The sequence below is a fragment of the Fischerella thermalis PCC 7521 genome (assembly GCF_000317225.1).
GTDB classification, from domain to species: domain Bacteria; phylum Cyanobacteriota; class Cyanobacteriia; order Cyanobacteriales; family Nostocaceae; genus Fischerella; species Fischerella thermalis.
Genome location: NZ_AJLL01000082.1, coordinates 1 through 12,870 on the forward strand (window position 1 = coordinate 1; position 12,870 = coordinate 12,870).

Annotated in this window: 12 protein-coding genes and 2 tRNA genes; 9 read left to right on the top strand and 5 right to left on the bottom strand. The window is 38.7% G+C overall.

Going from position 1 to position 12,870, the window contains the following annotated elements:
* Positions 1–65 precede the first annotated feature (65 nt).
* Together UYK_RS0117815 and UYK_RS0117820 are read right to left on the bottom strand one after the other, a co-directional pair.
* Positions 66–341, bottom strand: a complete 276-nt coding sequence (locus tag UYK_RS0117815; protein ID WP_009453725.1) for a GlsB/YeaQ/YmgE family stress response membrane protein — start codon at positions 339–341, stop codon at positions 66–68.
* Positions 342–882: 541 nt separating this feature from the next.
* On the bottom strand, positions 883–1,602 hold the full coding sequence (locus UYK_RS0117820; protein WP_009453726.1) for a response regulator: 720 nt from the start codon (positions 1,600–1,602) through the stop codon (positions 883–885).
* A 990-nt stretch (positions 1,603–2,592) separates the two neighbouring features.
* Between UYK_RS0117820 and UYK_RS0117825 the strand changes: the two genes are divergently transcribed.
* The 4 genes from UYK_RS0117825 (at position 2,593) to UYK_RS0117840 (ending at position 6,902) form a co-directional block, all read left to right on the top strand.
* Positions 2,593–3,024, top strand: coding sequence for a response regulator (locus UYK_RS0117825; protein WP_009453727.1), 432 nt, complete (start codon positions 2,593–2,595; stop codon positions 3,022–3,024).
* 268 nt (positions 3,025–3,292) lie between these two features.
* On the top strand, positions 3,293–4,633 hold the full coding sequence (locus UYK_RS0117830; protein ID WP_009453728.1) for an ATP-binding response regulator: 1,341 nt from the start codon (positions 3,293–3,295) through the stop codon (positions 4,631–4,633).
* Positions 4,634–4,774: 141 nt separating this feature from the next.
* A complete protein-coding gene (locus UYK_RS0117835) occupies positions 4,775–5,896 on the top strand; it encodes an ATP-binding response regulator (RefSeq protein WP_009453729.1) in 1,122 nt (373 codons plus the stop codon).
* 601 nt (positions 5,897–6,497) lie between these two features.
* Positions 6,498–6,902, top strand: coding sequence for a Na-translocating system protein MpsC family protein (locus UYK_RS0117840; protein WP_009453730.1), 405 nt, complete (start codon positions 6,498–6,500; stop codon positions 6,900–6,902).
* A gap of 35 nt (positions 6,903–6,937) precedes the next feature.
* Here the strand turns inward: UYK_RS0117840 and UYK_RS0117845 are convergent, their stop codons facing one another.
* Positions 6,938–7,414: a response regulator gene (locus UYK_RS0117845; RefSeq protein ID WP_009453731.1), complete on the bottom strand. Its 477-nt coding sequence runs from the start codon at positions 7,412–7,414 to the stop codon at positions 6,938–6,940.
* A 666-nt stretch (positions 7,415–8,080) separates the two neighbouring features.
* On the opposite strand from UYK_RS0117845, the gene UYK_RS0117850 reads away from it, so the two are divergent.
* The 4 genes from UYK_RS0117850 (at position 8,081) to UYK_RS0117865 (ending at position 11,027) form a co-directional block, all read left to right on the top strand.
* Complete coding sequence (locus UYK_RS0117850) at positions 8,081–8,281, top strand: hypothetical protein (RefSeq protein WP_009453732.1); 201 nt, start codon at positions 8,081–8,083, stop codon at positions 8,279–8,281.
* 210 nt (positions 8,282–8,491) lie between these two features.
* Positions 8,492–8,561 (top strand) — tRNA-Arg (locus tag UYK_RS26300).
* A gap of 676 nt (positions 8,562–9,237) precedes the next feature.
* A tRNA-Asn gene (locus UYK_RS0117860) sits at positions 9,238–9,306 on the top strand.
* 287 nt (positions 9,307–9,593) lie between these two features.
* Positions 9,594–11,027 (top strand): vWA domain-containing protein, encoded by a 1,434-nt coding sequence (locus tag UYK_RS0117865; protein ID WP_016871866.1) that lies wholly within the window; start codon positions 9,594–9,596, stop codon positions 11,025–11,027.
* A gap of 63 nt (positions 11,028–11,090) precedes the next feature.
* Here UYK_RS0117865 and rpsU read toward each other — a convergent pair whose 3' ends face one another.
* Positions 11,091–11,288, bottom strand: a complete 198-nt coding sequence (gene rpsU / locus UYK_RS0117870; protein WP_009453736.1) for a 30S ribosomal protein S21 — start codon at positions 11,286–11,288, stop codon at positions 11,091–11,093.
* Positions 11,289–11,516: 228 nt separating this feature from the next.
* Positions 11,517–11,828 (bottom strand): RNA recognition motif domain-containing protein, encoded by a 312-nt coding sequence (locus tag UYK_RS0117875; protein ID WP_009453737.1) that lies wholly within the window; start codon positions 11,826–11,828, stop codon positions 11,517–11,519.
* 158 nt (positions 11,829–11,986) lie between these two features.
* Between UYK_RS0117875 and UYK_RS0117880 the strand changes: the two genes are divergently transcribed.
* Positions 11,987–12,724: a vWA domain-containing protein gene (locus tag UYK_RS0117880; RefSeq protein ID WP_009453738.1), complete on the top strand. Its 738-nt coding sequence runs from the start codon at positions 11,987–11,989 to the stop codon at positions 12,722–12,724.
* Positions 12,725–12,870: the final 146 nt, after the last annotated feature.

A 12,870-nucleotide genomic window follows, 5' to 3' on the forward strand; every position in this document is an offset into this window, starting at 1 on the left:
AAAAAGGTTAGTTCCTAAATAAGTTGGAGCTAACCATAGATAGTTTATACATATTCAACACTACTCTAAGCTGCACTACGCCGTGTAATTAAACTCCAGATAAAAATAGCGATAATTGCACCAATGATGGCAACTATTAAACCTCCAAAGTTAAAACCTACTCCTGTAATAGTCAAAGTACCTGTGGTTAACAAATTAAATAAGCTTCCTCCAATTAAGGCTCCAACTATACCTAAAAGTATTGTGGCAATTATCCCACCACCTTGACGACCAGGGTAGATTGCTTTGGCAATAGCTCCCGCTAAAATACCTAAAATGATCCAAGCAATAAGATCGATCATAATAAATGTATTCCTCAATTAGTTTACTTTTTGCTATTAGTATAACAATTACTAAATATTATTTGTTCTATCTCAAGTTCAGTTGAGAGTCTATCGCAAGAAATAATATCTAGGCAAGCATCCCCATCAAATTAATAGTAAAATACACTTATTAATAAAATGATTGCAATCTTCTATAAATCTTTGTTGCTTAGTATTAAATCAAACCAATGAATCTATTTAATATTCTGTGTCAACAATTAGTCCAATTAGTTTGTAATCCAAAATTATCTGACTGATAACGGTGCAATGGTGTGAATATACTTATTCCTTTGAGAAAGCAATTTAAAATGGTTACAGATAATATATGTATTGAGGAGTTTTCATCAATTACAAATTCTGCCTCAAAATTCTATTGTTTTAATTTTTGTAAATAAAAATAAAATTGACTAAATAATTCAATAAAGATATTACCGAGTAAATTTATTTGAATCAATTAAGTAGTATGAACAGATTAAATGAAAAACCTGCGCTACACCTTCAGGGTATAGCGCGGATTAGTTCACGCTACTAACCCTGAACGCAGGGCGCGAACAGCTGCTTGGGTACGGTCGTCTGCACAGAGTTTGTTTAAGATATTGCGAACGTGGGTTTTGACAGTTCCAACTGTTATGTAGAGTTTTTCTGCAATCTGGCCATTGCTACATCCGGCCACAATCAACTCTAGAATTTCTAATTCCCGTTGAGTTAAGGGATAAGTTTCTAAGACTTGCTCGTATTCTGGCGCTAATGCATCTATTTTTACAGTCTTGGGTTTGTCAACGGATTGATTATCTGGGAAAACTTGTCGCATTTGTTGTAATACAACATTAGCGATCGCGGGGTCAATCCAGGAGTTACCTTCATATGTTGCTTGGATTGCTTCTGTTAATCTTTCAATGCTGGTATCCTTCATGTAATAAGAATCTGCACCAGCAGCAAAAGCAGCAAGTACTGTATCCTCTGAATGTTCCATTGTCAGGATGAGGATTTTAGTTGTTGTATCTCCTGTTTCAGTCTGCCACTGCCTAAATCTGCGGGTGAGTTCAACACCATCCATGTCTGGCAAGCCTATATCTACCACAGCTACATCTGGCTTGGCACTTTCCAAAAGTTTCAGACCCTTGGTAGCATTTGCAGCTTCGCCGATAACTCTAATTGCACTGTCAGTTTGCAATGCTGCTTTTAGTCCCATTCTTGTCAAGTCATGGTCTTCAATTAAAACAATACTAATTTCACTCATCGCTACTTGTACTCTCTACTAATTCCATCTGTCCTAAGCCGACATTTAGTGATTTATTTTTTTTATTTTCCAAAACCTAAGATAGATGATATTTTTATAAATTTGCATCCACCAATAGAAATAGTCATTTCCACGTTTTTTACTTGCCTCAGATGAGAAAATCTAGCCCAGGACATATGGCTAAATCACAAATAACTATAAAGTACTGACACTAAGCTACAATTGCCGCTACTACAGACTGCGAATGAAGAAAAATTGCTAGCATAAGGCGGCAGGCAAAAATTTTCTTAGTTAATAAATCAATATTAAATTTACATAAAGCGATCGCTTGTGCAGTTCAAGAAAAATAAATCAGAGATCGACTTTATATTCTAGGTACAGAGAATAGAACTTTGACCATCGAATATTCTGTGCAAGCAATTCGAGTTTCAGAATAAGACATTTGTAATTTTCCAAACACTAGAAGCGCGCGTTCATAAGGAAAGTACAGGGGCGGAAAAAGATTGTCGAAACTGAAACAGGTACAATCACCTTGAACTCTCAGGTGGTCTAAGCAACCAAAAGAATAACTCTGTTGAAGATTTTGATTGCAAAAGTTTATTGCAACTCTGACCAATGGCTGAAGACGATATTCAACCAGTGAATCTACAATTGGGATGAACTGGTATTAGAGGTATTTTTTTTTACTAGATTTTGCTTTGAAATTGTGTGATTTAGGAATGTATACTCAAGGCTAATCTAGTCTATCTTTTATTAGGGAGAAAATTTTGGGAAACTAATTTTTCCTCAAAAATTGCAGAGGCAAAATAAATAGTTGACTTCTAGTAGACAAGAATCGGAGTATCTATAATTCGCTAAAGGTAATTGCCAAATCATGATAACTAATTTTTAAGAAGTATTAATGTTTTGGTAATTAGGTATAAGTCTAACTCTAATACTCTAGTCAGGAAAGTAAATTTAGGATAAAACTGAATCAATTTAAAGCAAGTGATGGCAGAAAGAGTGATGAATATACTACTAGTGGAGGATGACGAAGTAGATATCATGAATGTCAAACGGGCATTCAAAAAAGTTAATATTATTAATCCATTATATGTTGCCACTAATGGTATAGAAGCCCTAGCAATGCTGCGTAGTAGTAATGGTAAACCTCCTGAGGTTCCTAATGACCGACGTTTGATATTGCTAGATTTAAATATGCCCAAAATGGGTGGAATCGAATTTCTCCAAGAACTACGGGCTGATCCCCAACTCAGACCTACTCCTGTGGTGGTCATGACAACTTCCAATCAAGATAAAGACAGAGTGGAAGCTTATAATTTGAATGTCGCTGGTTATCTTCTGAAGCCTGTGACATTTAATAATTTTCTTGAACTCATGGCAACGCTCAATAAGTATTGGACTCTCTGTGAAATGCCTTAGTTGGTGAAGTGCCATCCGATTTAAGATTTTGGATTTTGGATTGGTTCCACACATAAATCTGGCGGCTTGTACTATTGAGAAATTATGATATTGCCTGATTTCTAATTGAATCTATAGATCAATCTAGGGGCTTGTTCTATTGAGGAATCACTGGTCAGTTGAAAATAATTATTAACCAACCACTAACTACTAACTAAAAAATATCTAGATGGCTGGAAAACTTCAATGTTATACGAGAAGCTGTATATAAGAGCAATAATTAAAAGCGATGGAAGAAACGCTAAAAGTATTAGTTGTAGATGATGATGAAGTAGACCGCATGTCAGTCAGGCGGGCTTTGAAAGCAGCAGGGATAAGTGTACAGCTGTTTGAAGCCGATGACTGTAAAAGTGCGATCGCTCATTTGCAGGATAATTCTTTTGACTGCGTTTTTCTCGATTATCGCCTACCAGATCAAGATGGATTGACCTTGATCAACGATGTACGTTCTCGTAATATCAAAGTGCCTTTGGTTGTACTTACCGCCCAAGGAGACGAACAAATAGCTGTTGAATTGATGAAAGCTGGTGCTGTAGACTATCTTTCCAAATCAAGAGTCTCACCAGTCACACTGACACAGGTTTTACGAAATGCTATTCGAGTTTACCGGGCAGAAATGCAAGTAGCTTTGGTAAACCAACAACTTCGAGAAAGTAATGAATTGTTACTTCGTAAAAATCAAGAACTAGAAGCACAACAGCAACAAATTGAACTACAAAACATCAAGCTTAAAGAAGCTTCACTGCTAAAATCCCAGTTTTTGGCAACAATATCTCATGAACTGCGGACACCGATGAATGCTATTATTGGCTTTTCTCAGCTATTGCTGCGTCCCAAATGTGGCGATTTGTCACCCCAGCAAAGGGATATGGTGGAACGCATCCTCAATAATGGCAAGCATTTATTAATGTTGTTAAATGAAGTCCTTGACTTCTCTAAACTAGAGTCTGGTAGATTAAGTCTGAAACCAGAAATATTCGACTTATCACAGGTAGTCAAAACTACCGTTGCTGAAACTTTATCTCTAGCAGAGGCCAAAAAACTTTCTGTACAGGTTCAAAATAACTTACAAAATAGTATGGTATTTAATGATCCTGTACGTGTGCGGCAAATTTTAATGAATCTGCTCTCGAATGCGATTAAATTTACAGAGTCAGGTAGTATCGGTGTGGATGTCACAGAACTACCAGATAATCAGATAGAAATTGCTGTATGGGATACAGGTATTGGTATTGCCCCCTCAGACCTAAAATATATCTTTGAAGCCTTTCGCCAACTCGACCAGAGTATTACTCGTAAATATCCCGGTACAGGTCTTGGTTTGCCAATTGTAGATGCACTAGTCCAAATGATGGGGGGCAAAATAGCTATAGAAAGTGAATTAAATCGGGGTTCAGTCTTTCGGATTTCACTGCCACGCCAAGTTCTGTTATCCAGGACGCAAAATCAAGATGGAGCGCCAAAGGTTTCTAATATAATATCACCAAAAAAGACCTTAAGTAAACAGCCAGAGGCACTTCATCTGGCTCAAGAACAAGTGCAGCAACTACCAAGAGAAAGAGGCAAGTAATTTCATGTATTTAGTCATTTTTGATTAAGTGGAAATGTTAAATGAAAAATAATTATAGATGCACTAGCGACTGAGTGCATAAAAAGAAAAATAAGAAATGACGACAATACAGCTTTCCTCAATATTATTATTAAATCAAATATGTTTTCAGCTACAGATACTAAAGTAGAAAAAATTCTTGCTGTTGATGATACGCCTGATAATCTATTCTTACTACAGACAATCTTAGAAATTGAAGGGTACGAAATAGATTTAGTAGCAGATGGGGTAACAGCGTTAAAGCAAGTCGAAGAATCTCCCCCAGATTTAATCTTACTAGATGTGATGATGCCAGGGTTAGATGGCTATGAGGTCACTCGACGCATCCGTAATCACCCTTTTCTAGATTACATTCCCATCTTGTTATTGACGGCATTTCATGATGTGAGTGTTGTGGAAGGTTTGGATGCAGGAGCTGACGACTTTATCCGCAAACCATTTGATCAAGATGAACTATTAGCAAGGGTGCGATCGCTACTCAGACTTAAACGTAGTCTTGATGAACAAAAAAAATTATTTCGTCAGCAGGAAGACTTTGTTTTACGTTTAACTCACGACTTACGGACTCCTTTAGTTGCTGCTGACAGAATGCTAAATTTATTTCAGCAGGAAACCTTCTGCAAAATTTCGGCAGACATGAAACAGGCGATCGCGGCCATGATTCGCAGCAACCAAAACTTGTTGGACATGGTTAACACATTGCTAGAAGTTCATCGCCTAGAAGCAGGTAAAAAAACACTGCAATTTGAAAACTGCAATATTTGCGAAATTGCCACAGAAGTAGTTGAAGAATTACATGCATTGGCTGATGAAAAAGAAATACTCCTCAAAGTAGATAGCAGTGAATTAAATCAACAGGATGAAAATGATTGTATCATTTTGGGCGATCGGCTAGAACTACGTCGCTTAATCAGTAATTTAGTCGGAAATGCTTTGAAATTTACAGATACAGGTAGCATAACTGTTCGCATTTCGGCAACTCCTCCATCTTCTGGAGATCAAGGCTGGATCAAGTTAGAAGTAGAAGACACCGGTTACGGAATTGCTGCTGATGATCTGCCAACACTATTTGAACGATTTCGCCAAGGTAAAAATAAACGTGCTGGTAGCGGTTTAGGATTACATTTATCACGCCGCATTGTCGAGTTACACGGGGGAACAATCGAAGTCACTTCTGAATTAGGTAAAGGCAGCGTTTTCACAGTACATCTACCAAAGAAATGACTTGCAACTTTACCTTACCCCGTCAAGAGAGGACACCCTTCTTTGCGAATTCAAAGAAGGGTTATTTGATTCTCCCCTAGTCTGCCAAGAATTAAAATTATTGGCTCATAGTTCAAGTCGGTTAAAACCGAGTAAATAAGCTGTGAGTCCGTTTTAACAGACTAGGCTATAGTACTCGTGAAATTTATTTCACAGGCGGATTATGCCAAGAATGAAATAGCCCTGTTGCTAATACATAGGTGTATATCTTTCAGAGAGTTTACTTATCACTTGATCTAGAGTGAAGATACTTCATTGGGATGGTGATCTGAAAAATTTGTACCACTATTATTCAATACAGCGACCTGAAACAGCAGGCTCACTAAATCATCTCTAACACCAATATACGTCAATGATTTTTAGGTTACACTGCTAGTGATAACTCAAAAAGTGAGGTATTATTTCATAACTAAGAGTTTATTTTCCTTTGATAGTTGCTTGTTATTTGTTAGCTTTTTAACTACTAACAAATGGTAAATGACTAGTGACTCTTAACAGTTAATTTGTTGCTGTACTTGTTGACTTATTACTAGTGGTCTATATCTTAAGTTATACAAAATATATGGCAGAATCAATTCCCACTCGCGGTCAAGTAGAACGCACCTTAGCACAACGTATACAGGCTTTATATCGCGAACAACTCGGACATCAACCTAGCAAGGTAACATCTCGCCTTTCAGAGACAAATGTAGTGATTGTAATTGAAAATTCAATTACACCACCAGAACAGTTATTGGCTCAAACAGGTAGACAAGAACTAGCAGAACAAGTGCGCTCTGATTTAGATGAAGCTATTCAACCCCAATTAAAAGAATTAATTGAGGAGATTTTGCATGTATCTGTAGTAGAGATATTGAGTGATGCCACTTTAGAAACTGGCCGTTCAGGAATTATTGCTATCTTATCCGATACACCTGATCTTCGTGATTCTGTTTCTAATTCTAAAATCAGGAAAAAGGCTTCATAAACAATCAACGATTCTTGCCCTCATATACTTTGGTCTTAACACAAGTCAAGAGCTGAATTATGCTTTAATTTGCTGCCGAGATGACGAGAAACGATATCTTCTAAATCTTCAATCATGTAAGGTTTGCTGATGTAATCGTCAAAGCCAGCTTCAAGAATACGCTCTCTATCCTCTAAACTAGCTAAAGCAGTAACCGCAACAACATTAATATTGTGTGTCAGCGGTTCTTGTTTTAAGGAGCGTACAACATCAATACCATTGATTGCTGGTAATAAAATATCTAGTAGTATCAAATCTGGCTGATATTCTTTGGCTACCAGCACTGTAGTAGAACTGTCTGTTTGACAAATGAGCCTACAGCCAAATAACTCAAGAGCATAGCTCATCAGTAGCAGGTTGTCATCATTGTCTTCCACCACTAGTATCAACGGCGGTTGGAAGATTTGTCTATTTTCATCAGCCATAAACACTTGCGCCAGTTCCATTCCTTCTCTAGGCAATCTGATGTGCATTCGTCGTTCCTCCTGAACGAACAGACGAGGCATTCCAAGAGCGGTAGGTTAACGCTCATTCAAGACTGGCTCGTTTATCAACTTTATCAAGGTCGGTACTTTTTGCTCTAACAACAACACTATGTAGAGGAAAAAGTATATCAAGCTGAAAGAATGTAGCTACACCTTCTGATTATAAACAAAATAAAGAAAATGTTTAACAAATAAATTATAAGTACTTAATATATTTAATAATATTTAAATATAAGTTCTTAAATTTAAAAGCGAAGCTGGTTCAAATACCATATATCAAGCAGCTTTTGATGATTTTTACATGTGTGTTATTTACAAATCAATAATTGTCAAGATGCGTGTGCTACTTTTTATTATATAAAAAATCCTAATTCGCTAAGTATAAATACTTTGGAAGCTGACATCTGTAGCGATCGCTCAGATCAATAAGCAGACTAGTATAACATTTAAAAACCGATTGTACAGACGTAATATTTTTCGCGTCTCTACCTACTTTTTGGGTTAAGTGCAAAACATCAAATTGTGAAAATTGAAAAAACTTTCTTTTACCCCTTGACATTTTTTGTAGTACGTTAGTAGTATAAGAACAACAAACAAGTTAAACAAACACAAAAAGTCTTACCTCCCAAAAATCTATGTAAAGGAGGTTGTAGTATGGTTCATATTCGCTTTGAAGGTCGTTCTTATGATGTTAGCGAGTCGCAACTAGGCTTAACAGCTAACATGAATGACAATATTATTAAACAGCGACTAGCACAACATTTTGATGTGCAATTAAACCGCTTTGAATCTTACGTAATTGACCGTAGACCAAGTGGAGATTTAATAGTAAGACCAGAAGCAGTTTACGGATAAAGGATAAGTTTTTGTCCCGCATCCTCACAGGTGAAGCTTACACACATTCAACTTCGCAAGAAGTTTACAGGTTCGATTCCTGTCATCCCCGTTCAATGGGGATGTAGCCGAATTGGTATAGGCAAAATGTTCATAGCTTTACCAACTTATGGGGGATACGATTATTCCCAATTCTGAAATATTCCACTTCGCGCCCTCACAGGAAAAGCTTACATACTAGCCAAATGGAAAAGGCGCTTGATTTCGGCTCAAGATTATACAGGTTCAAATCCTGTGTATGAACAAACGGCTTTTTCAACTTGCGCGAAGTGACCTATAAATTATTGATTAATGAGTGATGAAAATAGCAAATATCAAACAGTCACACAAATCGAAAATCTCATAACTGCATTCAAAAATTGCACCTTGCCACGCTGTAAGTGGAATCATACTGCACATTTAACTGTGGCATTATATTACCTCATACATTACGGGGAAAAACAAGCAAGCGATCACCTTCGCCAAGCTATCCAAAGTTATAACGCAGCTATAGGTATCCAAATACCCGATTCTGGATTCACATGGTGCGTCATTATTTATCGGTGAATCAAAAGCAAGCTTCCCTGTTGCAGCTGACTAATGGACTCATTGATAGTTACGTTAATAAGCATCTACCACTACAACACTACAGCCGGGATTTGTTAATGTCCTGGGAGGCTCGTAATCACTGGGTTGAGCTGAATTTGAGACATCTTGATGTGAGTTAATAATTTTTGCCGTACCCTCATCGAGGAAGCTTACACACTCCTAAATATAAACAACTTAAAAAACAGAGTCTTACGTCTGAAGCCGTCTTCAGGCTTATGCTTCCTCAACTTGTGCGGCAATTTTTTACTAAGTATAAATGTAGCATTTGACATCTATTCTTCTTGCAGTTACAACAGTAGTTGTCACCGCGCCCTAACAGAAAAAGCTTACATACTAGCTCAATTGGTAGAGCAGTCGGCTATTAACCGATGGGTAACAGGTTCGATTCCTGTGTATAAACCAACAGCTTTCTCAACTTGCGCGGTGATTTTATTCGCCTCGTAGCGTGTGACAACTACACTCCACAGTTTTAGATTTTGTTTGCAATTAAAGTTTACGTTGGCGAAGATATGTGTTAGAAATCGAACACCGATGCACACAGATATACACAGATTGACGCAGATAGATTATGAGTGTGTATTTATGTTTTCGTGATCTAACCTCCGGGAAGCCGCCTGACGAGTGTCTACGCTTCGCTAAAAGCAACAAAATCTAAAATCCAAAATTTTTAATGGAGGTAGTATTTATGAATACGGCAGAACGCGATTTGCGTTTAGAACTTCTCAACAGCTTGCTGACTACGCCTCACCGTGAGTTGGAGAAGGTAGCAGAATTTCACAAGTTAATGATAGAGCTTGACCCGATTTTCTACGGACACCTGGCTGTATGGTATCAGTATAATGGTGATGTCCGCGACCACAAGGAAGTATTTTTGGGACATCTGCTGACAAGCAATGTCACTGCACACCGTGATGCTGGTTTTGTGTTGTTACAAGAGTTCCCGCCTTATCAAGTAGCGCGGATTGTGGATTTTATGAAGCAGCAACGCGGTAAAGTTCCCCGTTCTGCACGTACGGCTGTACAGCGCTATTTGCGGGCGCGAGAAATAAACCCCCAATTTTTTGACCGTGCTGCTTTACGGGGACGCAAGGCGATGAAGCATTTGTATGCAACTTTGCATATTAAACCAAGTATGCGTGCAGATGCGGTGTTATTTAAAGATGCACCCCCAGAAGATAGCTTGGCTTATATGCTGAAGCAGGTAGCAAAGGCAGAAACACCAGCTGCACAAGCTGCTTTGATTGTTGAGCATAACATCCCTTACACTATTGCTATTGGTGCAGTAAAGCAACTGACTCCAACGGTGTTGGTGGCTTTGATCAACTCTATGTCACCCCAGGAGGTAATTAACAACCTCAAATCTCTGAAGCAGCGCGGTGCGATGGATCATCCAGAAGTCAAGGCGTTGATTGATGGGAAGTTAGAACAAGCGGCTAAGAGTGATAGGATATCTGCGTTCAAAGCCACGGTTGCAGCTGATGTCACGCAACTGGATACAGAAACTGCGGTCAGATTGGAAAAGATCGCCAACGAACAAGTTAAGAAGCGCGGTAAAATTGCCAAGTCGACTGCTTTGTTAGTTGATAAGTCTGGAAGTATGGATGTAGCACTAGAAGTTGGTAAGCAAATAGCTGCCTTGATTTCTGGTATTACCGAAGCAGATTTATTTGTCTATGCTTTTGACACTATTGCTTACCCAGTCAAAGCTACTGGTACACAACTATCAGACTGGGAAAAGGCTTTTCAGCATATTTTCCCTAATGGTGGAACTAGTGTGGGTGCAGGTCTAGAAACCATGCGCTTGAAAAAGCAAGTGGTAGAACAAATCATCATTGTCACTGACGAAGGCGAAAACGCCCAACCCTACTTTGTCGCTGCTTATCAAGCTTATCAGCGCGATTTAGGAATTATGCCCAATGTGATTATCGTCAGAGTTGGTGGATGGTGTGATTACATCGAACGCAACTTGAAGGAGAAGCAAATACCTGTGGATACCTTCACTTTTGCGGGTGACTACTACTCTCTGCCGAACTTAGTGCCATTGCTGTCTCGTCCATCCCGGTTAGAATTGCTGATGGAGATTTTAGAAACACCGCTACCTGTGCGGGATGACAAGTAAATTACGTCTAGCGGCTGTGCCGCTAGATGTTAGTTAGGTATATTTATACTAAATGTACAAAAATTAAGAAGAGCGGAAACGTTTCTTATACCGTCTAGAATTAGCAACCGCTTTAGCTTTTCGCTTGTTTTTCTCAAGAGGAGTTTCAAAGTGACGATGTTTCTTTAAGTCAGGCATAATTCCCGCTTTGGAAACCTGGCGTTTAAATCGGCGTAAAGCCGACTCAAGTGCTTCGTTTTCGCCCACTACTATTTGGGTCATTCTATCTCCTTAAGATATTAATACTGGATAGTGATAAGGTCATAAACATTGAATTTGCATTTTTTGGGTTGTGGGGAAAAAATTAACCATGCTTTCCTATTTCCCTCAAAACCGAAAATGTGCAACTAAAATGCACTTTCGCTTTGCCAATCCAGTCAACTGAGAACAAAAAAGGGCAGACTCCCTGCCTGCCCAAGAGACTTAAAAGTTAAACTTGGGTTTCAAACCTTAGTAGCGTCTGGAGTATCCTCCACCATTGTTGCCACCACGTCTACCACCACCAAAGGAACCTCCCTCTGATTTAGGTCTTGCTTTATTAACTTTCAGGCTACGACCCATCCACTCAGCAGTATCAAGGGCTTCAATTGCCGCAGCTTCTTCTGCGTCTGATCCCATTTCTACAAAAGCGAATCCTCGTACACGACCAGTTTCCCGGTCTACAGGTAATTGAACGCTTTTCACTGTTCCATACTCGGAAAAAACCTGCTTGAGGTCGTCTTGCTCAACCTCATAGGACAGATTACCAACGTAAATCGACATAAAACATCTCCAGAATCAAATGGCGTAGAGTTTTAGATCCGGAGAAGTCTGTAATATAAGTACAAATAAAAACAAACCGCACAACCGAATTTAAACTTCTTAGACTAGTTTATCACAAATTAGTAAGATTCAAGCAAATTTATTAATATTAAATTTCTATGAAACCTCTTAACCACGTTGATTTGTGCTTTGTTATAGATACAACTGCTAGTATGAGTAGTTTCATTCACTCAGCACAACAACAATTGTTAAACACCATCAAGCTACTGTCGGCTGATAGTAATATTGATTTGCAAATTGGTTTGGTAGAGTACCGCGACCATCCCCCACAAGATCACTCTTTTGTTACCCGTGTTTACCCGCTGACCGGGAAATTGCAGCAAATGCAGCAAGTTATCAATCAACTTAGGGCTGATGGTGGTGGTGATGGCCCAGAAGCAGTGTACAGTGGTGTCTACGATGCCTGTACAAAAATGAAATGGCGTCAGCACAGTTGTCGTTTTATTTTACTGGTAGGTGATGCACCACCCCACGGTTTTGGCACATGGCTACGAGAAATGACGTTAGAGGCACCCAAGTATCATAGTGGTGATGCTTGGCCTGATGCTTGCCCTAGTGGGTTAAATGTCCAGTCTGTAACCGCAACGGCAGAAAACCATCGAGTTATTATTCATGGGTTGTGTATGAGTGGTGATATGCTGGCACAAAGGGCGTTCAATGCAATCGCGCAAATTACAGGTGGTCAATGTGTAGCTGTCAGTAATGCCAAAGATGTCATTGATAAAATTGTGGCTGTACTGCAAAATGAATTCTCTAATTTGGAATTTGACCAAAAAGTCTTAGAGACTGTGCAACAAATAGGACATCTAGATACAAGTTATACTGCTGAGATTTGAGATATGCCAAGATTGCCAGTAGCAGCTGCGATCGCTCGTTTGGGTAAGCGGGGTTTTTTAGATTAGATGATCTTCTAAGAAACACCTACTGAATGTGTTTCTTAGAAGTCATGATTTCACCAACTTCAACCGCATTTTGATATATT

What these genes read in the sequence shown, in the direction of transcription:
- UYK_RS0117815 (WP_009453725.1), bottom strand. Translation starts at nt 341, where the DNA reads ATGATCGATCTTATTGCTTGGATCATTTTAGGTATTTTAGCGGGAGCT.
- UYK_RS0117820 (WP_009453726.1), bottom strand. Translation starts at nt 1,602, where the DNA reads ATGAGTGAAATTAGTATTGTTTTAATTGAAGACCATGACTTGACAAGA.
- UYK_RS0117825 (WP_009453727.1), top strand. Translation starts at nt 2,593, where the DNA reads ATGGCAGAAAGAGTGATGAATATACTACTAGTGGAGGATGACGAAGTA.
- UYK_RS0117830 (WP_009453728.1), top strand. Translation starts at nt 3,293, where the DNA reads ATGGAAGAAACGCTAAAAGTATTAGTTGTAGATGATGATGAAGTAGAC.
- UYK_RS0117835 (WP_009453729.1), top strand. Translation starts at nt 4,775, where the DNA reads ATGTTTTCAGCTACAGATACTAAAGTAGAAAAAATTCTTGCTGTTGAT.
- UYK_RS0117840 (WP_009453730.1), top strand. Translation starts at nt 6,498, where the DNA reads ATGGCAGAATCAATTCCCACTCGCGGTCAAGTAGAACGCACCTTAGCA.
- UYK_RS0117845 (WP_009453731.1), bottom strand. Translation starts at nt 7,414, where the DNA reads ATGCACATCAGATTGCCTAGAGAAGGAATGGAACTGGCGCAAGTGTTT.
- UYK_RS0117850 (WP_009453732.1), top strand. Translation starts at nt 8,081, where the DNA reads ATGGTTCATATTCGCTTTGAAGGTCGTTCTTATGATGTTAGCGAGTCG.
- UYK_RS0117865 (WP_016871866.1), top strand. Translation starts at nt 9,594, where the DNA reads ATGAATACGGCAGAACGCGATTTGCGTTTAGAACTTCTCAACAGCTTG.
- rpsU (WP_009453736.1), bottom strand. Translation starts at nt 11,288, where the DNA reads ATGACCCAAATAGTAGTGGGCGAAAACGAAGCACTTGAGTCGGCTTTA.
- UYK_RS0117875 (WP_009453737.1), bottom strand. Translation starts at nt 11,828, where the DNA reads ATGTCGATTTACGTTGGTAATCTGTCCTATGAGGTTGAGCAAGACGAC.
- UYK_RS0117880 (WP_009453738.1), top strand. Translation starts at nt 11,987, where the DNA reads ATGAAACCTCTTAACCACGTTGATTTGTGCTTTGTTATAGATACAACT.